The 23,169-nt window shown below is 70.0% G+C and carries 20 protein-coding genes; 11 read left to right on the top strand and 9 right to left on the bottom strand.

Annotation, left to right across the window (positions count from 1 at the left end; all coding sequences use genetic code 11):
* Positions 1–185: 185 nt before the first annotated feature.
* Both ACHWVH_RS00210 and ACHWVH_RS00215 read left to right on the top strand, forming a co-directional pair.
* On the top strand, positions 186–857 hold the full coding sequence (locus ACHWVH_RS00210) for an energy transducer TonB (protein ID WP_267121154.1): 672 nt from the start codon (positions 186–188) through the stop codon (positions 855–857).
* A gap of 163 nt (positions 858–1,020) precedes the next feature.
* Positions 1,021–3,786 (top strand): TonB-dependent receptor, encoded by a 2,766-nt coding sequence (locus tag ACHWVH_RS00215; RefSeq protein ID WP_267124214.1) that lies wholly within the window; start codon positions 1,021–1,023, stop codon positions 3,784–3,786.
* 137 nt (positions 3,787–3,923) lie between these two features.
* Here the strand turns inward: ACHWVH_RS00215 and rlmH are convergent, their stop codons facing one another.
* The 8 genes from rlmH to ACHWVH_RS00255 all read right to left on the bottom strand — a co-directional run bounded on the left by rlmH (position 3,924) and on the right by ACHWVH_RS00255 (position 12,187).
* Positions 3,924–4,394, bottom strand: coding sequence for a 23S rRNA (pseudouridine(1915)-N(3))-methyltransferase RlmH (gene rlmH, locus ACHWVH_RS00220; protein WP_010340439.1), 471 nt, complete (start codon positions 4,392–4,394; stop codon positions 3,924–3,926).
* A 22-nt stretch (positions 4,395–4,416) separates the two neighbouring features.
* On the bottom strand, positions 4,417–5,574 hold the full coding sequence (locus ACHWVH_RS00225) for a J domain-containing protein (protein ID WP_295926880.1): 1,158 nt from the start codon (positions 5,572–5,574) through the stop codon (positions 4,417–4,419).
* Positions 5,567–5,980 carry a ribosome silencing factor gene (gene rsfS / locus ACHWVH_RS00230; protein WP_017907284.1) on the bottom strand — a complete coding sequence of 138 codons (414 nt, stop codon included), beginning with the start codon at positions 5,978–5,980 and terminating at the stop codon, positions 5,567–5,569. Before rsfS ends, ACHWVH_RS00225 begins: the two co-directional genes overlap by 8 nt.
* Positions 5,981–6,036: 56 nt before the next feature.
* A complete protein-coding gene (gene nadD, locus ACHWVH_RS00235) occupies positions 6,037–6,801 on the bottom strand; it encodes a nicotinate-nucleotide adenylyltransferase (protein WP_394686442.1) in 765 nt (254 codons plus the stop codon).
* A 23-nt stretch (positions 6,802–6,824) separates the two neighbouring features.
* The gene (gene holA / locus ACHWVH_RS00240; RefSeq protein ID WP_320739322.1) at positions 6,825–7,859 is read right to left on the bottom strand and encodes a DNA polymerase III subunit delta; all 1,035 of its coding nucleotides are present in this window, start codon (positions 7,857–7,859) and stop codon (positions 6,825–6,827) included.
* Between the two features lie 101 nt (positions 7,860–7,960).
* Positions 7,961–8,575: an LPS assembly lipoprotein LptE gene (gene lptE / locus ACHWVH_RS00245; RefSeq protein ID WP_295908629.1), complete on the bottom strand. Its 615-nt coding sequence runs from the start codon at positions 8,573–8,575 to the stop codon at positions 7,961–7,963.
* Positions 8,576–8,699: 124 nt separating this feature from the next.
* Entirely contained in the window at positions 8,700–11,342 is a 2,643-nt protein-coding gene (gene leuS / locus ACHWVH_RS00250) for a leucine--tRNA ligase (RefSeq protein ID WP_152238278.1), read from the bottom strand.
* A gap of 221 nt (positions 11,343–11,563) precedes the next feature.
* Positions 11,564–12,187 (bottom strand): DUF998 domain-containing protein, encoded by a 624-nt coding sequence (locus ACHWVH_RS00255; RefSeq protein WP_295926883.1) that lies wholly within the window; start codon positions 12,185–12,187, stop codon positions 11,564–11,566.
* A 154-nt stretch (positions 12,188–12,341) separates the two neighbouring features.
* On the opposite strand from ACHWVH_RS00255, the gene trxA reads away from it, so the two are divergent.
* The 7 genes from trxA to ACHWVH_RS00290 all read left to right on the top strand — a co-directional run bounded on the left by trxA (position 12,342) and on the right by ACHWVH_RS00290 (position 20,892).
* Complete coding sequence (trxA, locus tag ACHWVH_RS00260; RefSeq protein WP_242004297.1) at positions 12,342–13,202, top strand: thioredoxin; 861 nt, start codon at positions 12,342–12,344, stop codon at positions 13,200–13,202.
* Between the two features lie 156 nt (positions 13,203–13,358).
* On the top strand, positions 13,359–15,035 hold the full coding sequence (locus ACHWVH_RS00265; RefSeq protein ID WP_295926889.1) for a FecR domain-containing protein: 1,677 nt from the start codon (positions 13,359–13,361) through the stop codon (positions 15,033–15,035).
* 26 nt (positions 15,036–15,061) lie between these two features.
* Positions 15,062–16,702 carry a CHASE2 domain-containing protein gene (locus ACHWVH_RS00270; protein ID WP_394686443.1) on the top strand — a complete coding sequence of 547 codons (1,641 nt, stop codon included), beginning with the start codon at positions 15,062–15,064 and terminating at the stop codon, positions 16,700–16,702.
* Complete coding sequence (locus tag ACHWVH_RS00275; RefSeq protein ID WP_148827570.1) at positions 16,699–17,148, top strand: DUF4442 domain-containing protein; 450 nt, start codon at positions 16,699–16,701, stop codon at positions 17,146–17,148. The genes ACHWVH_RS00270 and ACHWVH_RS00275 overlap by 4 nt, the downstream gene beginning before the upstream one ends.
* A 210-nt stretch (positions 17,149–17,358) precedes the next feature.
* Positions 17,359–18,036 carry a DUF502 domain-containing protein gene (locus ACHWVH_RS00280; protein WP_320739330.1) on the top strand — a complete coding sequence of 226 codons (678 nt, stop codon included), beginning with the start codon at positions 17,359–17,361 and terminating at the stop codon, positions 18,034–18,036.
* A gap of 5 nt (positions 18,037–18,041) precedes the next feature.
* Positions 18,042–18,815, top strand: coding sequence for a queuosine precursor transporter (locus ACHWVH_RS00285; protein WP_152237006.1), 774 nt, complete (start codon positions 18,042–18,044; stop codon positions 18,813–18,815).
* 199 nt (positions 18,816–19,014) lie between these two features.
* Entirely contained in the window at positions 19,015–20,892 is a 1,878-nt protein-coding gene (locus tag ACHWVH_RS00290; protein WP_394686444.1) for a DUF885 domain-containing protein, read from the top strand.
* A 347-nt stretch (positions 20,893–21,239) separates the two neighbouring features.
* On the opposite strand, the gene mmuM is transcribed toward ACHWVH_RS00290, so the two are convergent.
* Positions 21,240–22,178 (bottom strand): homocysteine S-methyltransferase, encoded by a 939-nt coding sequence (gene mmuM / locus ACHWVH_RS00295; RefSeq protein ID WP_295926895.1) that lies wholly within the window; start codon positions 22,176–22,178, stop codon positions 21,240–21,242.
* Positions 22,179–22,299: 121 nt separating this feature from the next.
* Here mmuM and ACHWVH_RS00300 point away from each other — a divergent pair, with 121 nt between their 5' ends.
* Positions 22,300–22,665 (top strand): VOC family protein, encoded by a 366-nt coding sequence (locus ACHWVH_RS00300; protein WP_295939477.1) that lies wholly within the window; start codon positions 22,300–22,302, stop codon positions 22,663–22,665.
* A 2-nt stretch (positions 22,666–22,667) separates the two neighbouring features.
* The gene (locus tag ACHWVH_RS00305) at positions 22,668–23,057 is read left to right on the top strand and encodes a VOC family protein (protein ID WP_295927267.1); all 390 of its coding nucleotides are present in this window, start codon (positions 22,668–22,670) and stop codon (positions 23,055–23,057) included.
* Positions 23,058–23,169 lie beyond the last annotated feature (112 nt).

The raw sequence follows: 23,169 nt of genomic DNA on the forward strand, positions 1-23,169 counted from the left end.
GTTTCCAGTCCGCCGCAGCGCCCCTCGCCAATACGGCACCCGGCCTCGATCGCCGCCGCCTCTTGCCAAAGTGCCCGCGACCGGCGCACTGTCGAAACGCGGACGGGCGCGATGACCCCATCCGCCACGCCCGTGCGTTTTTGCCGTACCGCAGTCCACGACACTCCTATCGCAGAGGTGGATCCATGGTTCGCACGCAACTCCCCGCCCCGTCCTTCCGCATCGACCTGTCCCGGGTCCTGGCCTACAGCACCGCGATCGCCCTGCACGTGCTGGCCGCCCTGTTGCTGCTGCTTCCGCTCTCGCACGTGACCGCGCCACCGGAACCGGCGCAGGTGCAGCCGCCCTGGCAGCAACCCGTGGTGATTCCGGTCACGCCGACGCCGCCCACCATCCCCACCGTCGAGAAACAGCTGCCGACACAGCCGCGCACGCCGACCGCAGTACCGGTGCCGACCCCGACGCCGGCGCCGCTGGTCGACAGCAGCCCGGTGGCCTTGGACACCGCGCCCAATGTCGACCCCACGCCCAGCATCGCCGCGCCCAGCCTGCCGCCGGCCAGCGCGAGCGCGCCGGTGGACGGCATGCAGTTGCAGTACCTGCGCGCGCCGGCCCCGCCGTATCCGCGCGACGCGCTGCGCGATCGCCTGCAGGGCAGCGTGCTGCTGCGGGTGCTGGTCGGCACCGACGGGCAGCCGCTGCAGGTCACCGTCGAGAAGAGCAGCGGCCACCGGGTGCTGGACCAGGCCGCACGCGACCAGGTGCTCAAGCGCTGGGCGTTCAAGCCGGCGCTGCAGAACGGCACGCCGGTGCAGGCGTACGGGCTGGTACCGGTCGATTTTTCGATGGACCGCTGAATCACCCCGGCGCGGCCGGCCGGCATTCGCCGGCCGGCCGCGTTAATCTAAAATTCACGATTTGTTCACGATAGATACACCTAGATGAGAGACAGCCGGCCACCAAGACGTCGGCGCTTTCGTCAGAAAGTCACAACCTGCGTTTCCAGTTAGGAGAGAAACTGTGAACACCTCGACCCAACGGCGTGCAACCCGCCGTACCCTGTTGTGCGCCTCCGTCGCCGGCGTTCTCGCCACCCTCGCGGGCCCTGCCGCCTTCGCCCAGGAAGCGGCCACCAATCTCGACCGCATCACCGTCACCGGCTCCAACATCCCCCGCACCAACACCGAGACCCCGGCACCGGTGCAGGTGGTGAGCCGCCAGGAAATCGACCGCAGCGGCAAGACCTCGCTGGGCGAGTACCTGCAGACCCTGACCGCCAATGGCGCCGGCGCGGTGCCGAAGAGCTTCGGCCAAGGTTTCGCAGGCGGTGGCTCCGGCATCTCGCTGCGCGGCCTGGGCGCCGGCTCCACCCTGGTGCTGTTGAACGGCCGGCGCATGGCCACCTACGGCTTGGCCGACGACGGCCAGAAGGTCTTCACCGACCTCAGCACCATCCCGCTGGACGCGGTCGAGCGGGTCGAAGTGCTGAAGGACGGCGCCTCGGCGATCTACGGCTCCGACGCCATCGCCGGCGTGGTCAACATCATCCTGCGCAGCGACTTCCAGGGCGCGATCCTGCGCGGCTCCTACGGCATCTCCGGCGACGGTGATGGCGATGCGCGCAAAGCGACCCTCACTGCCGGCACCGGCGACCTCTCCAGCGATGGCTGGAACGCGTTCTTCAGCCTCGACGTGGGCAAGACCGATGCGATCAAGATCGGCGACCGCAAGGACCGCAAGTGGATCGGCACCGGCGACATCCGCCGCTGGGGCTACGCGGCACAGGATGCGCAGTTCCTCGGCGGCGCCTACCGCAGCGGCGGCACCAACATCGGCAGCCTGAACGGCCCGAACGGCTCCGTGTTCGACACCACCGGACAACTGGTCGCGCTGCCCGGCTGCGCCGGCCTGACGACCATCCCAGGGCAGACCGAAGCCACCTCGCAGGCGCAGGGCTGCCTGTGGGATCCGGTGCAGCAGTTCCGCGACCTGTCACCCGAAGAGAAGTACGTCAATGTGTTCGGCCGCGCCAGCTTCGCCTTCGGCGAGGGCGGCGAGATCTACACCGAGATCGGCTACTCGAAGAAGAACACGGTCTTTTCCAATACCCCGTCCAACGTGTCCGGCGGCTGGGGCTACCCGGGCGGGCCGGTCAACGCCAACAGCGGTGCCGGCGCCACCGTGCTCTATGCCGGCCATCCGGACAACCCGCTGCCCTACGCCGCGCGCGTGCGCTACAGCGCCTGGGACGTGGGCCCGCGCGTCACCGACAACACCAACGAGTTCAACCGCTTCCTGGTCGGCGTGAAGGGCAACTGGGGCGACTGGACCTACGACACCGGCTATCTGCACTCGGGTACCGATCTGAGCAGCAAGCGCACCGGCTTCCTGCGTTACAGCGCGGTACGCTGCGTGCTCGGCAACCCGGCCTGCCCGGCCGGCACCTGGCGTATCGGCGACAACGCCAACCTCAACTCGCAGGCGTTGTACGACTACATCTCGCCGACCATCAGCGCGCGCGCCAAGTCCGCATTGGACATGTTCGACTTCACCGTCTCGCGCAGCCTGGCCGACCTCAAGGGCGGCCCATTGGGCCTGGCGCTGGGTGCGGAATGGCGCAAGACCAGCAACAGCCTGACCCCACAGACCTACACCGATATCGGCGACATCATCGGCCTGGGCTACTCGGCCTACGACGGCACCCAGAACGTGTATGCCGGCTATGTCGAGCTGTCGGCGCCGGTGCTGGAGCAACTGGAACTGTCGGCGGCGCTGCGCTACGACAAGTACGACGGCGGCGACGGCAAGGCCACGCCGAAGCTGGGGGTGAAGTGGACGCCGGCCGAGTGGATCGCGCTGCGCGCGAGCTACGCCGAAGGCTTCCGTGCGCCGAACCCGGCCGAGAACGGCAACGGCGGCTTGGCCGCATTCTCCAATGCGGCCGATCCGGTACGCTGTGCGATCAGTGCCAGCGAGTGCGGCACGCGTTCGGTGGCGATCATCACCCGGCCGAACCCGGCGCTGAAGCCCGAGGAATCCAAGAGCTACTCGGTGGGCTTCGTGTTGCAGCCGACCTCGACGACTTCGCTGACCGTGGATGGCTGGGAAATCAAGCGAACGAACGAGATCGCCCCAAGCAGCACCCGCGATGCGATCCTTGCCGGCAACGTGCTGCGCGACAGCAACAACATCGGCGGCGTCGCCAACAGCGGCACCATCCTGGCGGTCAATACCGGCTACGTGAACGCGAACTCCTCGCGCGTGCGCGGCATCGACACAGACATCCGCCAGACCTTCGCGATCGGCCCGGGCCAGTTGGAACTGGACGCGCAGTGGAGCCACCTGCTCAAGTTCGAGCGCACCGAAGGCGGCAGCACCGTCGACTACGTGGGCACGCACGGCAACTGCGACGTCACCAACTGCATCGGCACCCCGCAGGACCGCATCAACTTCGGCACCACCTGGAAACAGGGCAGCTGGAGCGTGAGCGGCGTGCTGAACTACATCGACAGCATCGAGAACAAGGACAGCCGCGGTGGCGAGTACCAGGCGTTCTACGCCGACGGCACGCCGGTCAAGAAGATCGCCTCGTTCACCACCTTCGATCTTTCCGGCCGCTGGAACATCACCGAGGCGTTCGAGCTGAGCGCGTCGGTGGAGAACGTGTTCGACCGGATCGCGCCGCTGGATCCGACCACCTACGGTGCGGTCAACTACAACCCGCTGCACGTCAGCGGCGCGATCGGCCGCTACTTCACGGTGGGTGCGAAGTACACATTCAACTGATCGCGAACGTCGCAAGGCAGTAACGAAAAGCCCGGGCGAAAGCCCGGGCTTTTTTTGTTGCCTGAGCGGTGCGCCAGCATCGGCATCACGCACGCATTGCCGCCACGCGCACGCGATCCGCGATCCGCGATCCGCGATCAGGCGCGATGGTAAGGATGATTGGCCAGCATCGCCGCCGCACGGTACAACTGCTCGGCCACCACCAGCCGCACCAGCATGTGCGGCAGGGTCAGCGGCCCCAGCGACCAGGATTCGCTGGCCACCGCCAGCACCTCCGGCGAATGGCCCTCGGGGCCGCCGATCAGGAACGCCAGATCGCGTCCCTGTCCACGCCAGTGCTCCATGCGCTGCGCCAGTTGCTCGGAACTGTGTTGCTTGCCGGGCACGTCCAGCGCCACCACCAGTGCATTCTTCGGCAGCGCCGCCAGGACCCGGCGGCCTTCGTCCTCGATCGCGCGCTGCGCATCGCGGCCCTTGCCGCGCAGGCCGGGTTCGATCTCGACCAGATCCAGCGGCAACCAGTGCGAGAGCCGCTTGCGGTACTCGGCGAAGCCTTGCGCCACCCAGGCCGGGGCGCGCTCGCCGGTGGCGATGAGGCGCGCCTTCATCGCTGCGCGCGGCAGGCGCGCATCACCAACGCTCGCCCAGCAGCAGGGCGTCGTACATCGCGTCGTCCAGTTCCTGCTCGGCCAGCCGGGCACGCTCCCGCTTCAACCATTGCTTCAGCGTGTCGGCCTGCCGCGCCGCAGCGCGATCGTCGGCACAGGAGCGGATCTCCTCCTGCACCTGCCGCTTGATCTGCGCCAACAGCGCATCCAGGCGCTGCGGCTGCGGCGCGCGCTCGTCTTGAAGACCGTAACGCCCCATGAAGTCATCGACCAGTCCGGCCAATGTCTGCTCGACCTGCCGCAGTTGCGCGGCGAACAGGTCGTTGTAGTCACGGATGCGCTCCTCGGCCATCGCCGCGATACCGGCCTGATCCAACTGACCGATTTCCAGTTGCAGTTCCAGCAGTGCCAGCAGGTCGTCGTTTTGATACGCCTGGTTGAGCCGCTGCATCAAGGCGGTCTTGCGCTCGCGCTGCTGCGGATCGGGTTCGCGGTCCGGATGCAATGCGGCAACCAGGTTGCGGTACAGCGCGCGACGCGTCTGTTGCGGATCGGCGGCGACCTGCGCGGCCTTGCCTGCACCGGCACGGCGGCGCTTGTCGCGCTGCTGGGCGCGCCCGGCCGCATGCGCCTGCTGTGCGTGCAGCCGCTGCTGGATCTGCGCATACAGCGCTTCAGGGGAGTGGATATGCGCCATTTCCTCTTCGGTCAGGCCGAATTCCTCACCGATGACCGACGTCAGCAATGCCTCGGATTCGGCCAGATCCTGGTCGAATCCGAGGGGGCTATGCCGGTCGTAGATGTCCTTCAGGCCATCGTTGTCGCCGTCCCGGATCAACAGCGCAGCCAACTCGCAAATGAGCTCGGACAGATCGGCGCGATCGCGCTTGCTCAACTTGTAGGTGGCATGCGCTGCGTCCAGTTCCCGCAACAACTGTACCTGCGCCGCATCGCGCTCCTGCAGCAAGGGATCGACCTGCTCGTGGAAACGCTGCTCCCAGCGCGGCAGCGCGTCCTGCCACGCATGCAACTGCGCACGGGCGCGCTCCAGACGCTTGACCAGGGAGTCGAAGCGCTTGCGCGCCGGCGTCGCGCGTGTCGATTCGGTCGCGCCGACACGCTTGCTGACCGGCAACGCCTCGCTGCCGACGCTGCGCGCGGGATTGCGCCGCTTAGGCATCGCGTGCCGAGTCGTCGTCGTCGCCAGGCGGCTGGTCGCCGACCGTCCACAGCCGCTCCAGCGCATAGAACTCGCGCACCCGCGGCAGCATCACGTGCACCACCACGTCGCCGAGATCGACCAGTACCCACTCGGCCTCGCGCTCGCCTTCCACGCCCAGCGGCATGACATCCAGGCGCTTGGCGTACTTGATGACTTCGTCGGCGATCGACTTGACGTGGCGGGTGGAGGTGCCCGAAACGATGACCAGGTAGTCGGTGACGCTGGACTTGCCGCGCACGTCGATTTCCGCCACGTCCTTGGCCTTGAGTTCCTCGACTGCCTCGCGGACATGGGCGAGCAGGACCGGCAGCGGCGGCGGCGGATTGGGGACTTGGGTCTTGATGACGTGGGCTTGACTGGACAAAGCGGCGAACTCGATGGAATGGGGCGAATTATAGGCGACCCCGGCAGGACGCGTATTCAGCCAGCAGCGGCGGCACCGGACGCATACAGCGCATGGTCGCGGATATAGGCCGCCACTGGTGCCGGCAGCAAGGCCGCCCAGTCCTCGCCGGCGGCGATGCGCGCGCGCACCAGGCTGGCCGATTCGCTGCGCAGCGGTTGCCGCAGGCACCACAGGCGGCCGCCCGGCGCACGGGCCAGCGCCTGCGGCGTGTCGGCCCAGCGTCCGGCCATCGCCTGCGCCAGTTCCGCCGGCACCGCCCGCTCCCAGCCGCTGCCGGCGCGGTCGGCGACGATCAGGTGCGCGGCCTCGAGCAGCGCCCGCCACTCGCGCCAGCCGTTGAAGCCGACGAAGCTGTCGCTGCCGATCAGCAGCGCCAGCGGCGCGTCGGCGCCGAGCTCGGCGCGCAACTCGCGCACCGTGTCGATACTGTAGGACGCCACGCCCGGCCGGGCCTGCGCACGGCGCACTTCGTGCAGGTCCAGGACCAGCCCCGGCGTGTCGGCGATGGCCAATGCCAGCATCGCGCAACGCTGCTGCGCATCGGCGCCGGGCGCCGGGCGATGCGGCGGATCGGCCGCCGGCATCAGCCGCACCGGCACCCCGAACGCCTCCCGCGCCGCCCGCGCGATCGCCAGGTGGCCGTTGTGGATGGGATCGAAGGTGCCGCCGTAGATCAGATGCAGTGGTGGGGAATGGGGAATGCGGAATGCGGAAGAAGCAACAGCCGCAGGCTGCGAGGTCTCTGGCGGGACCACAGCGCCGCTGTTCCCATTCCCCATTCCCGATTCCCGGCTCCCAGCCGTCATACCACCAACAACCGCACCGCCCGCGCCTCGGCGATCGCCAGCAGCAGGCGCTCCAGGGCGATCCAGGCGTCGCCGTCGGCGCGGCCCTTGGCGATGCGGTCGATGCGGCCGGCCTCGGCGGCGAAACGTTCCCAGCGGCGCGGTTCGGCGTGGCGCTGCAGGGCGCGCTTGAACGGCGCCTGCCGCGACTCCCAGATGCCCTGCCCCTTCATTTCCGCCGCCAGGTTGCCGCCGGCGGCCTGCACCTTGGCCAGGGTGGCAGTGCGCAGCAGCTCCTTGATCAGGATCGGCAGCAGTGCGGCCACCGCCTCGCCCTCGGCGCGCAGGCCGGCGAGCATGCGCCGCACCGCCGGCGCCTGCCCGCCGAGCGTGGCCTCGGCCAGGCGGAACACGTCGTAGCGGGCGGCATCGGCGACCAGCGACTCCATCGCCGCCACGTCCAGCCCCTGGCCGTCGGCCAGCAGGGCCAGCTTGTCGATCTCCTGCGCCGCCGCCAGCAGGTTGCCTTCCACCCGTTCGGCCAGGCGCTGCACCGCGCCGGCGTCGGCGCGCAGGCCCTTGCTGCGCAGGCGCCGCTCGATCCAGTCGCCCAGTTCGTGCGGCTTGATCGCCCAGGCAACGGCGATGGTGCCGATGCGCGCGACCGCGTCGGCCCACTTGCCCTGGTGCGCCTTGCTCCATTCGTTGCAGGTGATCAGCAGCACCACGTCCGGCGGCGGATCGGCGCAGAACGCACTGATGACCTCGCCGCCCTCCTTGCCGGGCTTGCCGCTGGGCAGGCGCAGCTCGATCAGGCGTTGCGCGCTGAACAGGCTGGGCGCATTGAAACTGGAATACAGCTGGCCCCAATCGAAATCGCGACCATCGGCATCGAACACTTCGCGCTCGCCGATACCGGCGGCGCGCGCGCGGGCGCGCACCGCATCGGCGGCTTCCAGCACACGCAGGGTTTCCGGACCGGCGATCAAATAGACCGGCTGCAGCGGCTGCGACGCCGGTTGGGTGGCGAGTTGTTCGGGGCGCAGTTCCATGGCGACAGCCTACGCTGCTGCAGGCACATACGGCGAACGCCATGCGCCGGCAGCGAACGGCGTGGCCGCCGTGCGCGGCGGCGAAGGCAGCAGGGCCAAGCTCAAGGCTGCGGCGTGGTCGCCGGCTTGCCTGCGGCCGGGGTACCGTCGGCCGGCTTGCCTTCCACCGGCGTGCCGTCGGTCGACGGCGGCGCGGCGTTGACGTCCTTGCCGTCGCGCACCTGCGCGCGCACCACGCTGTCGATCCGGCGCAGCATCGAGGCCGACATCTCGCGGCGCAGTTCGTCGGCCAGGATCTCGCGCTCGGTGGAGGTACCGGTGGCGTCGGTCGGCGGGGAGACGTAGTCGCGCGACAGCTCGATCACCTGCTGCGGCACCAGCACGCTGCCATCGGCGCGGCGGAACACGAAGATCGCCGCGTAGCGCAGGCTGTATTCCTGGGCGCGGCCTTCGGCATCGAGCGCGATCGGCAGGTCGCCCCAGCGCTCGGACAGCACCTCCAGACGGGCCACGCCGGCGTTGACGTCCTTGGGCGCGATCTGCGCGCCGGCCGCGCGCAGGCCGCGTTCGAGCAGCTTGGCCAGCTCGCTGTACGGCGCCGAGGACACCACCTTCACCGACGGCGTATCGGCCGGCAGGGTCAGCTTGTTGCGCAGGTGGAAACCGCAGGCGGTCAGGGACGCCGCGAAGACGAGAGCGAGCAGGAGTCGGGTCATGGACACAGTCTGGAGGAGCCGGCTGGGCGCGGCAACAGGCGGCTAGCCTGCCGTACGTCGCGTGAACGCGGGTTGAGACCTGCCGCGCCGCACGGCCGCGACGCGGCCGCAGCGGCGCGCCGGCTCACGCCGCCACCAGATTCACGATCTTGCCGGGGACGATGATGATCTTGCGGATGCTCAGCCCTTCCAAGAACTTGGCCGCATTCGGCTCGGCCTGGGCCAGCGCCTCGATCTGCTCGCGCGGGGTGTCGGCGCCGACCTCGATGGTGCCGCGCAGCTTGCCGTTGACCTGCACCGCCAGAGTCACCGCGTCGCGTACCAGCGCGGCCGGGTCCGGCTGCGGGAACGGCACGTCCTCCAGCAGCGTCGCCGGATGGCCCAGCGCCTGCCACAGCGCGTGGCTGGCGTGCGGGGTGATCGGGTTGAGCAGCAGCACCGCCGCTTCCAGCGCTTCCTGGCGCACCGCACGACCCTGATCGCCGGCGTCGTCGAACTTGGCCAGCGCGTTGGTCAGCTCCATCACCGCGGCGATGGCGGTGTTGAAGCTGTGGCGGCGGCCGTAGTCGTCGGCGACCTTGCCGATGGTCTCGTGGGTCTTGCGCCGCAGCGCCTTGTGCTCGGCATTCAGCGCGGCCGGGTCCAGCGCCGGCGCGGCGCCGTCGGCGACATGCTTGTGCACCTGCGCCCACAACCGGCGCAGGAACCGCGCCATGCCGTCCACGCCGGCCTCGTTCCACTCCAGCGACTGCTCCGGCGGCGCGGCGAACATCGAGAACAGGCGCACCGTGTCGGCGCCGTACTTGCCGACCATCGCCTGCGGATCCACGCCGTTGTTCTTGGACTTGGACATCTTCTCGGTGCCGCCGATCAGCACCGGCTGGCCGTCGCCGCGGTGCACCGCGCCGATCACCCGCGCCTTGTCGTCGCGCTGCACGTCCACGTCGGCCGGGTTGATCCAGTCCTTGGAACCGTCCGGGTTCTGCCGGTAGAAGGTCTCGGCGATCACCATGCCCTGGGTCAGCAGGTTGGTCGCCGGCTCGTCGCTGTCCACCAGGCGCGCGTCGCGCAGCAGCTTGTGGAAGAAGCGGAAGTACATCAGGTGCAGGATCGCGTGTTCGATGCCGCCGATGTACTGGTCCACCGGCAGCCAGTAGTTGCCGCGCTTGTCGACCATGTCCTTGGCGCCGGGCGAGGTGTAGCGCGCGTAGTACCAGCTCGACTCCATGAAGGTGTCGAAGGTGTCGGTCTCGCGCTCGGCCGCCGCGCCGCACTGCGGGCAGGTGGTCTTGCGCCATTCCGGGTCGGTCTTCAGCGGCGAACCGGTGCCGCTCAGGGCCACGTTCTCCGGCAGCAGCACCGGCAACTGGTCCTCGGGGACCGGCACCGCGCCGCAGCTCTGGCAATAGATCACCGGGATCGGGCAGCCCCAGTAGCGCTGGCGGCTGACGCCCCAGTCGCGCAGGCGGTAGTTGACCCGGCGCTGGCCCTGGCCCTTGCGCTCGAAGCGCTCGGCCAGCGCCTCGAACGCGCCCTGGAAGTCCAGCCCGTCGAACTCGGCGGAATTGACCAGTTCCAGTTCGCGGGTCTTGTCGCCGTACCAGTCCTGCCAGCGGCTCGGGTCGTAGCTGCGCTCGTCGTCGTTCTTCGGCGCCTTCAGCGCGATCACCTGGCGGATCGGCAGGGCGTACTTGCTGGCGAATTCGAAATCGCGCTGGTCGTGGCCGGGCACCGCCATCACCGCGCCGGTGCCGTAGCCCATCAGCACGAAGTTGGCGACCCACACCGGCACCTGCTCGCCGCTGATCGGGTGCACCGCGGTCAGGCCGGTGGCCATGCCGCGCTTTTCCTGGGTTTCCAGTTCGGCCTCGGAGACGCCGCCCTGCTTCAGCTCGGCCAGCAGCGCGGCCAGCTCGGGATTGGACTTGGCCGCGTGCAACGCCAGCGGGTGCTCGCTGGCGATGGACACGAAGGTCACGCCCATCAGCGTGTCCGGGCGCGTGGTGAACACGCGCAGCGGGTCCAGCGCGCTGCCGTCGGCGTCGCGCACGTCGAACTGGATCTCCAGGCCCTCGGAGCGGCCGATCCAGTTGCGCTGCATGGTCTTGACCGACTCCGGCCAGCCCGGCAACTGGTCCAGGCCGTCCAGCAGTTCCTGCGCGTAGTCGGTGATGCGCAGGAACCACTGCGGGATCTCGCGCTTTTCCACCAGCGCGCCGGAGCGCCAGCCGCGGCCGTCGATGACCTGCTCGTTGGCCAGCACGGTCTGGTCGATCGGGTCCCAGTTCACCACCGCGTTGCGGCGGTAGGCCAGGCCCTTGCGCATCAGCCGGGTGAACATGCGCTGCTCGTGCACGTAGTACTCGGGCCGGCAGGTGGCGAACTCGCGCGACCAGTCGATGGCATAGCCCAGCGACTTGAGCTGGCTGCGCATGTGGTCGATGTTGGCGTAGGTCCACTTCGCCGGCGCGGTCTTGTTCTTGATCGCCGCGTTCTCGGCCGGCAGGCCGAACGCGTCCCAGCCCATCGGCTGCAGCACGTTCTTGCCGATCATGCGCTGGTAGCGGCTGATCACGTCGCCGATGGTGTAGTTGCGCACGTGGCCCATGTGCAGCGCCCCGGACGGGTACGGCAGCATCGACAGGCAGTAGAACTTGGGCTTGTCGGAGGTCTCGTCGACCTCGAAGGCGCGGGTGGCGTCCCAGAACTGCTGGGCGGAGGATTCGACCTGCTGCGGGTCGTAGGCGGTGGGCTCGACGGCGGACATGGAAACGGGCAAGGGCCAGGCGGCAACAAAGCGGCCAAGGGTACCGTAGCGCGGCAAGCCGCTCCAATCCCGGCGACGGGCGGCAGCGGCGCGGGACGCCGCGGCGGCGCCTGGCAGGCGCCGGGACCGCGGCTGCAACGCGATTGGCGACGCCGGGCCGCACGCCGGCGTCGGTCCTGCGGCAGCCCGCCTCGACGGCCGACTGCGCAAGCCCGACCGGGTCAGCCGCGGTGCGGGACCCTCGTTGGCCCCGGCCACCAGGCCAGCAACGCCAGCCAGCCCCACCACAGCAGGAACACCAGCCGCTGCGCCAGCGCCGGCGACAGCAGCCGATCCAGCGCGAACGCGCCCAGCGTCACCAGCAGCGCCATCGCCAACGCCAGCGCGGCCCAGCCGCGCGCGGCCGGATCGCGGCGCGCGCCCAGCCCCAGCAGGGCCGCGGCCGCCACCAGGGCCACCACCCACAGCAACCAGGCGCTGGCATGCAACTGGGTCGCACGCGCGTCCAGGTCGGTCGGATCCAGCGGCAGCAGGCCCATGCCGGCGGAAGCCAGGCCGGCCAACAGCAGCAACTGCCCACCAACGCGCAACGACCAGGGCGCGTGGCGGCCGGCGCGGCGCAGCAGCCGCAGCGCCAGCGCCATCGCCAGGCCCCCGGGCAACACGAATGCCAGCAGGTTGAACGCCCAGGCGTGCGGGATGCCGCGCGCGCCGAGCAGGGCCAGCGGATGCGACCACGGCAGATAGCCGGGCAGCACCGCGCCGAAGCCCAGCATCGCCGCCACCGCGGCCACTGCCAGCAGCGGCCCGATCCAGCGCAGCACCCGTTCGCTCACCTCGCCCATCCGTTCCCGTCCTTTCGCGCCGGCATGGCGCCTCCAGCCGGGCATTGTCGCCGCTGCGGCCGCGGCCGGCACGCGCGGCGTGGCGCCGCCGCCCTTGCATCGGCGCCGCGACGCCTCCATACAGAGCGTCCTCTCGCCTGCGATGACACTGCCCATGTCCGACACGCCCCACGTTTTCGACGCCAAGACCGAGACCTTCGAAGCCGACGTGCTGCAGCGCTCGCTGCAGACCCCGGTGCTGGTGGACTTCTGGGCGCCCTGGTGCGGCCCGTGCAAGACCCTGAGCCCGATCCTGGAAAAGCTGGCGGCCGAGTACAACGGCGGCTTCGTGCTGGCCAAGGTCGACGTGGACCAGGAGCAGCAGATCGCGGCGGCGTTCCAGATCCGCTCGGTGCCGACGGTGTTCCTGGTCAAGGGCGGGCAACTGGTCGACGGCTTCCCCGGCGCCCTGCCGGAGGGCCAGTTGCGCGAGTTCCTGACCCAGCACGGGATCGTGCCGCTGGCCGCGCAGGAACCGGCCGAGGACGTCCCGGCGGCGCCGCTGGATCCGCAGGCCGAGGTGCAGCGCCTGCGCGAGGCGGTGGCGGCCGAGCCGGACAAGGACGAACTGAAGCTGGATCTGGCCCTGGCCCTGGTCAAGGTCGGCGCCGCCGCCGAGGCCGAGACCCTGATCGACGCATTGCCGGCCAATCTCGCCACCGACGAGCGCGCGGTGCGGGCACGGGCGCGACTGGGCTTCGTCGGCGCGCTGCAGGCCGCCCCGCCGCTGGAGACCCTGCAGGCCACGCTGGCGCAGGATCCGGCCGATCTCAAGACGCGCTACCTGCTGGGCGTGCGCCACCTGGTCGGCGGCGACGACGCGGCCGCGCTGGAGCAGTTCCTGGAAATGCTGCGCCAGGACCGCGCGTTCGAGGACGGCCTGCCGAAGAAGGCGCTGATCGATGCGTTCCGGGTGATCGAGGACGAGGATCTGGTCGGGCAATACCGCCGGAAGATGTCCGCCCTGTTGTTCTAAGATTACAATCTCAGGTCCAGCGGCTGATTACGGCGTCTCCAGCCGCTGCGACGGACGGACGCGACCCGGCCTGACCCCAGGATGCCGCGATCAGGGACGAACGCCGCCTGCAGCCCCGCAGGCAGCGCAGGCCTGGTCTTTTGCCGGATGTATGCCGTGAACCAGTTCGATCGCCGCATGGCCTCGCCCACCCGCACCTCGTGGGCAGGCGCACGCAGACTGGTCGGCCTGCTGTGCTGGATTGGCCTGCTGCTCGCCCCCACTGCGATGGCGCAGGACTGGCACTACCGGGTGCGCCCCGGCGATACGCTCTGGGATCTCGGCCGGCTGTATCTGCGCCCGGGCATGGACTGGGTGCGGTTGGGCCAGCACAACCAAGTCGCCGATCCGCAGCGGCTGGTGCCGGGATCGCGCCTGCGGTTTCCGATCGCCTGGCTGCGCGTGCAACCGGCGCCGGCGCGGCTGGTCGCCCTGCGTGGACAGATCAGCGTGCAGACCGCCGACCGGGCGACGCTCTCGGCGCAGCAAGGCATGCCGCTGCCGATCGGCAGCGCCCTGCAGACCGGTGCCGATGCCAGCGCGACCGTGCAGTTCGCCGACGGCTCGCGCATGCAGGTGCGTGAGAACAGCCTGGTGCGCTTCGACCAGCTCGTCCGCTACGGCGCCACCGGCATGGTCGATACCCGGGTACGACTGGAGAAGGGTCGCACCAGCAACGACGTCATCCCCGCCACCGGCCCCGCCTCGCGCTACATCATCCAGACCCCGTCCAGCACCAGCAGCGTGCGCGGCACCCGCTTCCGGGTCGGCGCCGGCAGCGACAGCGCGTTCGCCAGCACCGAGGTGCTGCAGGGCGCGGTGCGCGTCGCCGGCCAGGGCGGCCAGCGCCTGCTGCAGCCAGGCGAGGCGGCGCGGGTCGCCACCGGGTCGGCGCCGCGGCAGGAAGCGCTGCTGCCGGCGCCGATCCTGGACCTGGCGCACAGTCGCCTGCAGCGTCCGCCCTACCTGCTCGCCTGGGCGCCGCTGGCCGGCGCCAGCCACTACCGCCTCGAGGCGGTGGACGCGCAGCAACGCGAGGTGCTGCGCTTCGCCCAGGAAACCGAGGCCACCGCACTGGCGCTGGACGCGCTGCCGGCCGGCGACCTGCGGCTGCTGCTGCGTGGCGTCACCGCCACCGGCGTGGAAGGCCAGGACGCCGAGCAGCCGCTGCAGGTCTCGGCCACGCCGCTGCCGCCGCTGACCGTGCAGCCGCTGCACGAGCAGCAACTGCGTATCGCGCGGCCGCGCTTCGCCTGGACCCGCAACCCGGAGGCGACCAGCAGCGTGCTGCAAGTGGCGCGCGATGCGCAGTTCCAGGACCTGCTGCTGGAGCAGGAGACCGACGCGACCCATCTGCGCGCGCCACAGCCCCTGCCGCCCGGCACCTACTTCTGGCGCCTCGCCTCGCGCGATGCGCAAGGCCGGCAAGGCCCGTTCGGGCAGGCGCTGACGCTGCATCTCAGCGATACGCCGGTCGATCCCGGCCTGGCGCCGGCGCAGGCCGAGCGCAGCACGCTGACCCTGCGCTGGCAGCCGGATCCGGGCGCGCACCATTACCGGGTGCAGCTGGCGCGCGATCCCGCGTTCCGCCGCGGCCTGCTCGAACGCACCGTGACCCAGCCGCAGGTCGCGCTGCCGCGGCCGCGCCGCGGCACCTGGTACGTGCGCATCCAGACCCTGGACGCCGACGGCGAGGCCGCGCCGTTCTCGACGCCGCAGACGCTGGACCTGCCCTGCCGCTACTGCAAGCTCGGCACGGCCGGCGGCGCGCTGCTGCTGTGGCTGGCGTTGTGAACGGCGCGCTGTTGCGACACGTTCTGGTGGCGCTCGCCGCAGCCGCACTGGCCGCGGCACTGAGCCTGGGCGATGTCACCGGGCGACTGGACAACGCGCTGTACGACGCGGCAATCGCGCAGGCGCCGCGTCCGGCCGATCCGCGCATGCTGCTGATCGCCATCGACGACCGCAGCCTGCAGGCACTGGGCCAGTGGCCATGGCGACGCGACCTGCACGCGCGTCTGCTGGACCGACTCAGCGCAGCGGGCACCGAGCGGGTGGCGCTGGATCTGCTGTTCAGCGAACCCGACCTGCAACATGCCGACGACGATGCGCGCCTGGCCGCGGCGCTGCGGCGCAATGGCCACACCGTGCTGCCGGTGATCGGCAGCGCCAGCGGTGCGGACATGCCGCAGGAGCTGCTGCCGATCCCCGCCATCGCCACCGCCGCGGCGGCGCTGGCGCACACCGACCTCGCCGTCGATGCCGACGGCATCGCGCGCGGCGTCTACCTGCGCGCCGGGCTCGGCAGTGCGCACTGGCCGGCGCTGGCCGCGGCCCTCACCGGCCGCGCGCTGCCGCCGGCGCCGGCCACCACCGACGCACCCTATGCATGGCATCGCGCGGACTACGTCGGCCTGCGTTTCGCCGCGCCGTCGGCACCGTTCGCGCAGGTGTCCTACGTCGACGTCGTGCAGGGCCGGATTCCGCCGCAGTCGCTGCGCGGACGCCTGGCGATCGTCGGCGTCACCGCCACCGGTCTGGGGCAGCGGGTGATGACGCCGATGTCCGATGCGCGCTGGATGAGCGCGCCCGAATACCAGGCCAACGTCGCGGCGATGCTGTTGCGCGGCGACCCGATCCTGCCGTCGTCGCGCACTGCCCAGGTGGCCGGGTCCACGCTGCTGGTGCTGCTGGCCTGCCTGGGCACGCAGTGCGCCGGTGGGCGCCGACGGCGCTGGCTGGTGCCGCTGGCGAGCATGGCGGTGGTCGCCGGCGGCAGCCTGCTGTGGCTGCTGCTCGGCAGCCGCTGGTTCGCGCCAGGGGCGGCCCTGCTCGCCCTGGCCATCGCCGCCGCCGGTCAGTTGTGCCTGCACGCGGCACGCTGGCGCCGCCAGGCGCATCGCGACGCCCTGACCGGGCTGGTGAACCGCCACGGCTTCGAACAGGCGTTCGCCCAGGCGCTGGACGAGGCGCGGCGCAGCGGCCGGCCGCTGACGCTGATCATCGTCGATGTGGATCACTTCAAGCGCTACAACGACACCCTGGGCCATCGCACCGGCGACCGCGCGCTGAAGCTGGTGGCCGCCGCGGTGGCGCGGCATGCGCGACATCCGCGCGAGGTCGCCGCGCGCTTTGGCGGCGACGAGTTCGCCGTGATCCTGCCCGCCACCGATGCCGCCGATGCCAGCCGCATCGCCGCGGCGCTGGTCGAGGAAATCCGCGGGCTGTCGCTGCGCGCGCCGAACGGCAGCGTCGCCATCACTGCCAGCCTGGGCGTGCACAGCGCCACCGCGACAGCGCTCACGTCGGAGCGCGCGTTCTTCGAATCCGCCGACGCGGCGCTGTACCGGGTCAAGCGCGACGGACGCGACGGCTACGCGCTCAGCGACGCGCCACCGGAGCACCATACGCATGCGTCTGGTACCCTGCCGCACTCCGATCCACCCACTGCCGCGCAATGAAGCCATCGCTGTTCCGCCTGGGCCTGAACCTGTGGCCGCCGTTCCTGTGCGCCGGGATCCACGTGACCGAACTGAGCGCGGACTACCGCCACGCCCGCGTCGAACTGCGCATGCGCCCGTGGAACCGCAACTACGTGGGCACCCATTTCGGCGGCAGCCTGTTCGCCATGACCGATCCGTTCTGGATGCTGCTGACCATGCAGAACCTGGGGCGCGACTACTACGTCTGGGACAAGGCCGGCAGCATCGAGTTCGTACGCCCGGGCCGCGGCACGGTCAGCGCGCGGTTCGACCTGGACCAGGCCCTGCTGGACGAACTGCGCGCGGCCACCGCCGGCGGCGACAAGCATCTGCGCTGGTTCGAGACCGACGTCGTCGACGCCCAGGGCGAGGTGGTGGCGCGGACGCGCAAGCAGCTGTACGTCAAGCGCAAGCCGCCGCGTTAGCGCGCCTGCCGCCCGCGGGTTCGCCAAGGCCGGCGCCGCCTCCACGCAGGCCGACACACATCGCTTGCGATACCGACCGCGCCGTCAGCGTGCGCGGCGTCGCGAGGCGGGCCGCATGGGCGGGTCCCGGCCCAATCGCAGCTGCACGGCCGCGCCACGAGACCATGCGGCGCCGCACCAACGGCCATCACGCGCCGCTACACTACGCGGATGTCGCCCGATCTCTCCGCTCCCGCCCCCCGCCCGTCCCTGCAACGGCTGTTCTTCACCGGCCTGCTGACCCTGTTGCCGATCTGGCTGACCTGGGTGGTGGTCAAGTTCGTGTTCGTGCTGCTCTCGGGCATCAGCAGCCCCTGGGTGGTGCCGCTGTCGGTGCGCATCGCCGCCTCGTTCCCGCGCGAGCTGGGCTGGGTCACCGCGCAATGGGTGCAGAACACCATCGCCCTGATCGCCACCCTGGCGGTGATCCTGCTGGTCGGCATCCTCAGCCGGCGCATGATCGGCCAGCGCCTGCTGCGCTGGTTCGAGGCCGTGATGCGCCGCATCCCGCTGGCCAGCGTGGTCTACGACAGCGTGCGCAAGCTGGTGGACATCCTGCAGACCCAGCCCGGCAGCACCCAGCGCGTGGTGCTGATCGACTTCCCGCACCGGGACATGAAGTCGGTGGGCCTGGTCACGCGGGTGATCAAGGAACACGGCACCGGCCGCGAGCTGGCCGCGGTGTACGTGCCGACCACGCCCAACCCGACCTCCGGCTACCTGGAAATCGTGCCGGTGGAACTGCTCACGCCCACCGACTGGAGCGTGGACCAGGCCATGAGCTTCATCATCTCCGGCGGCGCGGTGTCGCCGGAGAGCGTGCCCTTCACCCGCACCGTGGACCGCTGACGCCGATGCGCCGCGGCACGCTCGACGATCGCGCGGTCCGGCTGTTCATCGCCCTGGCGGCGTTCTTCTGCGTCAACGCCGCGCTGGCCGAGTTCATCGGGGTCAAGATCTTCGCCCTGGAAGACACCCTGGGCATCGCGCCGCTGAACTGGAACCTGTTCGGGCAGACGGGCTCGATGAACTTCACCGCCGGCACCCTGCTGTGGCCGCTGGTGTTCATCCTCACCGACACCATCAACGAGTTCTTCGGCCGCCGCGGCGTGCGCTTCATCTCCTGGCTGGCGGTGGGGCTGATCGGCTACGGCTTCCTGTTCGCGTTCGCCGCGATCGCGCTGGCCCCGGCCGGCTTCTGGGTCACCGCCGCGCAACACCAGGGCGTGCCCGACTACCAGGCCGCGTTCGCCGCGGTGTTCGGCCAGGGCATGTGGACCATCGCCGGCTCGCTGGTCGCATTCATGGCCGGCCAGCTGATCGACGTGGCGGTGTTCCACCGCATCCGCAACGTGACCGGCGAGAAGCACGTGTGGCTGCGCGCCACCGGCTCCACCGCGGTCTCGCAGCTGATCGACAGCTTCGTGGTGATCTACATCGCCTTCGTGCTCGGCCCGCAGCACTGGTCGATGCAGCTGTTCCTGGCGGTGAGCACGCTGAACTACATCTGCAAGATGCTGCTGGCGGTGCTGCTGATCCCGTTGCTGTACCTGATGCGGCGGCTGATCACCGATTACCTGACCCCCGAACGCGCCGAACAACTGCGCGAGGAAGCCGCCGCCGACTGAACGCCGGCACACGCGCGAGCGCACCGCACGCGCTTGCGCGCGGCCGTCGTGCAGCGCCGCAGACGCCGATGCCGCCTGGCCCGTCGCGACACGGCGCCCGCCCGCGACAGGGCGGTGGGCGCCCGCAGGCAGCGGCCATGGGTGGCCTCGGCGGTGCGGATCGGGCAAGCTCCCCGCTCGCTTGTCGTTGGAGCCCGCAATGCCGCCCCGCTTTTCCCGCCTGCTGTCCCTGGCCATCGCCACCGCCCTGAGCCTGTCGCTGGCGGCCCCGGCGGACGCGGCCAAGAAGAAGACCACCAAGCAGACCACCGCGCAGACCCGCGCCAAGGCGAGCAAGGCCCGCAAGGCGCGGCCGGCGCCGGCCCCGATGGTGCTGACCAAGGCGCAACAGCTGAACCGGCTGTACGACGACTACTGGGAAGCCTCGCTCAAGCTCAATCCGCTGCAGGCGACCTTCCAGGGCGACAGCCGCTACAACGACCAGTTGCCGAACTTCCTCTCGGCCGCGTTCCGCCAGCAGTCGCACGACTTCACCGTGGAGTGGCTGGGCAAGGCCGAGGCGATCGGCAAGGATGGCCTCAGCGGCCAGGACCTGCTCAGCTACGAGATCTTCGTCGGCGACGCGCGCAACGCGCTGGAGGCGGAGAAGTACCCCAGCTGGATGCAGCCGGTGAACCAGTTCTACAACGTCGGCAGCATCATGGTGATGCTCGGCTCCGGCACCGGCGCGCAGCCGTTCCGCACGGTCAAGGATTACGACAACTGGTCGCGGCGCGCGCTCGGCATCCCGGCGCTGTTCGACCAGGCCATCGCCAACATGCGCGAAGGCATGAAGGCCGGCGTGGTGCAGCCGCGCGCGCTGATGGAGAAGGTGCTGCCGCAGTTGGATGCGATCATCAAGCCCACCGCCGAGGAGAGCCTGTTCTGGGGCCCGGTGCGCAACCTGCCGGCGGACATCCCGGAGGCCGAGAAGCAGCGCATCACCGCCGAATACAAGCGCATGATCGAGTACCGGATCATGCCCGCCTACCGCGCGCTGCGCGGCTTCATCGCCACCGAATATCTGCCGGCCACGCGCAATACCGCCGGCATCGGCGCCCTGCCCGGCGGCGATGCCTGGTACGCCTGGAACGTGCGCCAGAGCACCACAACCGACCTGACCCCCGCCCAGATCCACCAGATCGGCCTGGACGAGGTGGCGCGCATCCAGGGCCAGATCCAGGCGGTGATGAAGCAGGTGCGCTTCCGCGGCTCGATGCAGAAGTTCTTCAAGTTCATGCAGACCGACAAGCGCTTCACCTTCAAGAGCGAGGACGAGCTGCTGAGCTACTACCGCGGCCTGGAAGGCCGGGTCGACGCGGCGGTGCCGCGCATGTTCTCGCTCAAGCCCAAGGCCGCGTTCGAGATCCGCCCGGTGGAGCCGTACCGCGCGCAGTCGGCCGCCAGCGGCTCGTACATGCGTCCCAGCGAGGATGGCCGCCCCGGCATCTTCTACGTCAACACCTACGACCTGCCCAGCCGCAAGACCTGGGATGCGGAAGACCTGTACCTGCACGAGGCCATTCCCGGCCACCACTTCCAGCTCGGCCTGCAGCAGGAGCTGACCAACCTGCCCAAGTTCCGCCGTTTCGGCGGCGAGACCGCCTTCATCGAAGGCTGGGGCCTGTACGCCGAATCGCTGGGCAAGGACCTGGGCCTGTACCAGGATCCCTACAACTATTTCGGCTACCTGCAGAACGAGCTGTGGCGCGCGATCCGCCTGGTGGTGGACACCGGCCTGCACAGCAAGGGCTGGACCCGCGAGCAGGTGATCGACTACATGCTGCAGAACTCGGCCACCAGCCGCACCGACGCCGAAGCCGAGGCCGAGCGCTACATGGCCATTCCCGGCCAGGCGCTGTCCTACAAGATCGGCGAGATGAAGATCCTGCAGCTGCGCGACTACGCGCGCGCGCAACTCGGCGACAAGTTCGACATCCGCGAATTCCACGCCGAAGTGCTGAAGGATGGCTCGGTACCGCTGAACGTGCTGCAGGAAAAGATCGAGCGCTGGGTGGCGAGCAAGAAGAAGGGGTGAGCGGGAAGCCGCTCCTCCCGCGGAACATGCGACCTGAGGCGTCGCGGGATCGCTGCAGGAGCGGCTTCAGCCGCGATGGGGCCTTCCTGGTGAAGCCCGGTCGCGGCTGAAGCCGCCCCTACGGGAAAGCAGCAGCCGCACGGAGGCGGATAGCACGCCAGTTCCACCAGGACATGAGCGCGCACGAACCCATTGTGGGAGGGACTTCAGTCCCGACGCGTTGTAGTGAAGGGCGTCGGGACTGAAGTCCCTCCCACAAACGGCCAAGGCGATCGATCAGCGCCGACACCCACTGAAAACCGACGGCGAAGCCATCGCGCCGTCGCGTGCAAGGCGCCCCGCCCTCTCTAAGACGATGCCAGACGCCGCGCCAGCTGCGCGATGTCCTGCGGGGTGGTGCGGCAGCAGCCGCCGATCAGGCGGGCGCCGGCCGCACGCCATGCGGCGAGGTGGTCGACCAGGGCGCCGGCATCGGCGCTGTCGGCCTGCCAGCATTTGCGCTCGGCGTCGTAGCGCTCGCCCGCGTTCGGATACACCACCAGCGGCAACCGCGTCAGCGTCGCCAGATGACGCAACGCCGCAGTGGCCAGCGACGGCGCGACGCAGTTGACACCGAGCGCGACCACCTGCGGATGGCCGTCGAGCAACGCCACCACCTCGCGCAACGGCGTGCCGTCGCTGAGGTGCGCGGCATCGCGCAGGGTGCAAGCGAACCAGGCGACAACCCCAGGAAACTCCTCCAGCACCTGCAGCAAGGCCGCCATTTCCGCCAGCGACGGCTGCGTTTCGCAGGCCAGCAACTCCACACCGGCCGCGACCAGGGACGCGATGCGCGGGCGATGGAAATCGCGCATTCGCGCCGGCGTCAGCGCATAGTCGCCACGGTACTCGGATCCGTCGGCCAGGCAGGCGCCATACGGACCGACCGAGCCGGCAACCAGCAACGGCCCCGCCTGCGGATGCCGCGCGAGATGCGCCTGCCGTGCCTGATGCGCCAGTTCGACGCTGCGTGCGATCAAGCGATGCGCTTGCACGAGGTCGATCCCGCGTGCGGCATACCCCTGCGGCGTGGCCTGGTAGCTGGCGGTGATCGCGCACTGCGCACCGGCGGCGAAATAATCCTGGTGCACTTGGCGGATCAGGTCCGGCTGTTCCAGCAGGATCTTCGCCGACCAAAGCGGATCGCGCAGATCGCAGCCGCGACGCTCCAGTTCGGTGGCCAGCGCGCCGTCGAGCACCAGGCACCGGTCCTCGGCCAGCAGCGCGGCAAGCGGGTTGTGCGGCATGGCACGGCCTCGCAGCGATGGATTGCGCAGTGTCGCAGACGGCACGCGCAGCGGTGCGGCCGCACCGCTGCGCTATGCTTCTCCCATGGATTGCCCCGTTTCGCTCGCCCCGACTCAGCGCATGACCTTCACGACGCTGACCCCGATGCTGCGCTGTGCCGACCTCACCACGGCACTGGCGTTCTATACCGAAACCCTGGCGTTTCGACTCGATGGCGGCGCAGTGGCGACGGGCTGGGTGTCGCTGCGGCACGGCCCGCTGGCACTGATGCTGGCTGCGCACCACACAGAGGCCGACACCTCCATTGCCAGCGCCGCCTGCTCGCTGTACTTCCGCACCGACGAGGTCGATGCCTGGTGGCAGCGGCTGCATCCGCATGGGCGCATCGTCTATCCGTTGCAAGACTTCGACTACGGCATGCGCGAATTCGCGATCCGCGATGCGGACGGCCATCTGCTGCAATTCGGACAGGCGCTGTGCCGATGAGCCTGACCCTGGACGGCCTGCACCACGTGGCGATCATCGCCTCCGACTACGCGCGCTCCAAGGACTTCTATTGCCGCATCCTGGGCCTGCCGGTGATCGCCGAGGTCTACCGCGATGCGCGCGACTCCTGGAAGCTGGACCTGGCCCTGCCCGACGGCAGCCAGCTCGAACTGTTCTCGTTCCCCGCGCCACCGCCGCGGCCGAGCCGCCCGGAAGCCTGCGGCCTGCGCCACCTGGCGCTGCGCGTGCGCGACCTGGACGCCGCCGTCGCGCACCTGCAGGCGCACGGCGTGGAGGTCGAACCGATCCGTGTGGACGAGTACACCGGCCGCCGCTTCACCTTCTTCGCCGATCCCGACGACCTGCCGCTGGAACTGTACGAGCACGGCTGAACGCCCACCGCCGGCCACGCTGAACCGCATGCCGCAGTGCGGATTCCCAGCACCATACGCTTGGGTATACAGTCGGATCAGGCCGGCATCGCGCCGGCCGCACCGGACATCC

The organism is uncultured Xanthomonas sp. (assembly GCF_964278005.1).
Lineage (GTDB): Bacteria > Pseudomonadota > Gammaproteobacteria > Xanthomonadales > Xanthomonadaceae > Xanthomonas_A > Xanthomonas_A sontii.

Coding starts and splice junctions, on each gene's coding strand:
- ACHWVH_RS00210 (WP_267121154.1), top strand. CDS start 186: ATGGTTCGCACGCAACTCCCCGCCCCGTCCTTCCGCATCGACCTGTCC.
- rlmH (WP_010340439.1), bottom strand. CDS start 4,394: ATGAAGGCGCGCCTCATCGCCACCGGCGAGCGCGCCCCGGCCTGGGTG.
- ACHWVH_RS00225 (WP_295926880.1), bottom strand. CDS start 5,574: ATGCCTAAGCGGCGCAATCCCGCGCGCAGCGTCGGCAGCGAGGCGTTG.
- nadD (WP_394686442.1), bottom strand. CDS start 6,801: ATGGGGAATGGGAACAGCGGCGCTGTGGTCCCGCCAGAGACCTCGCAG.
- holA (WP_320739322.1), bottom strand. CDS start 7,859: ATGGAACTGCGCCCCGAACAACTCGCCACCCAACCGGCGTCGCAGCCG.
- lptE (WP_295908629.1), bottom strand. CDS start 8,575: ATGACCCGACTCCTGCTCGCTCTCGTCTTCGCGGCGTCCCTGACCGCC.
- leuS (WP_152238278.1), bottom strand. CDS start 11,342: ATGTCCGCCGTCGAGCCCACCGCCTACGACCCGCAGCAGGTCGAATCC.
- ACHWVH_RS00255 (WP_295926883.1), bottom strand. CDS start 12,187: ATGGGCGAGGTGAGCGAACGGGTGCTGCGCTGGATCGGGCCGCTGCTG.
- trxA (WP_242004297.1), top strand. CDS start 12,342: ATGTCCGACACGCCCCACGTTTTCGACGCCAAGACCGAGACCTTCGAA.
- ACHWVH_RS00275 (WP_148827570.1), top strand. CDS start 16,699: ATGAAGCCATCGCTGTTCCGCCTGGGCCTGAACCTGTGGCCGCCGTTC.
- ACHWVH_RS00280 (WP_320739330.1), top strand. CDS start 17,359: ATGTCGCCCGATCTCTCCGCTCCCGCCCCCCGCCCGTCCCTGCAACGG.
- ACHWVH_RS00285 (WP_152237006.1), top strand. CDS start 18,042: ATGCGCCGCGGCACGCTCGACGATCGCGCGGTCCGGCTGTTCATCGCC.
- ACHWVH_RS00290 (WP_394686444.1), top strand. CDS start 19,015: ATGCCGCCCCGCTTTTCCCGCCTGCTGTCCCTGGCCATCGCCACCGCC.
- mmuM (WP_295926895.1), bottom strand. CDS start 22,178: ATGCCGCACAACCCGCTTGCCGCGCTGCTGGCCGAGGACCGGTGCCTG.
- ACHWVH_RS00300 (WP_295939477.1), top strand. CDS start 22,300: ATGACCTTCACGACGCTGACCCCGATGCTGCGCTGTGCCGACCTCACC.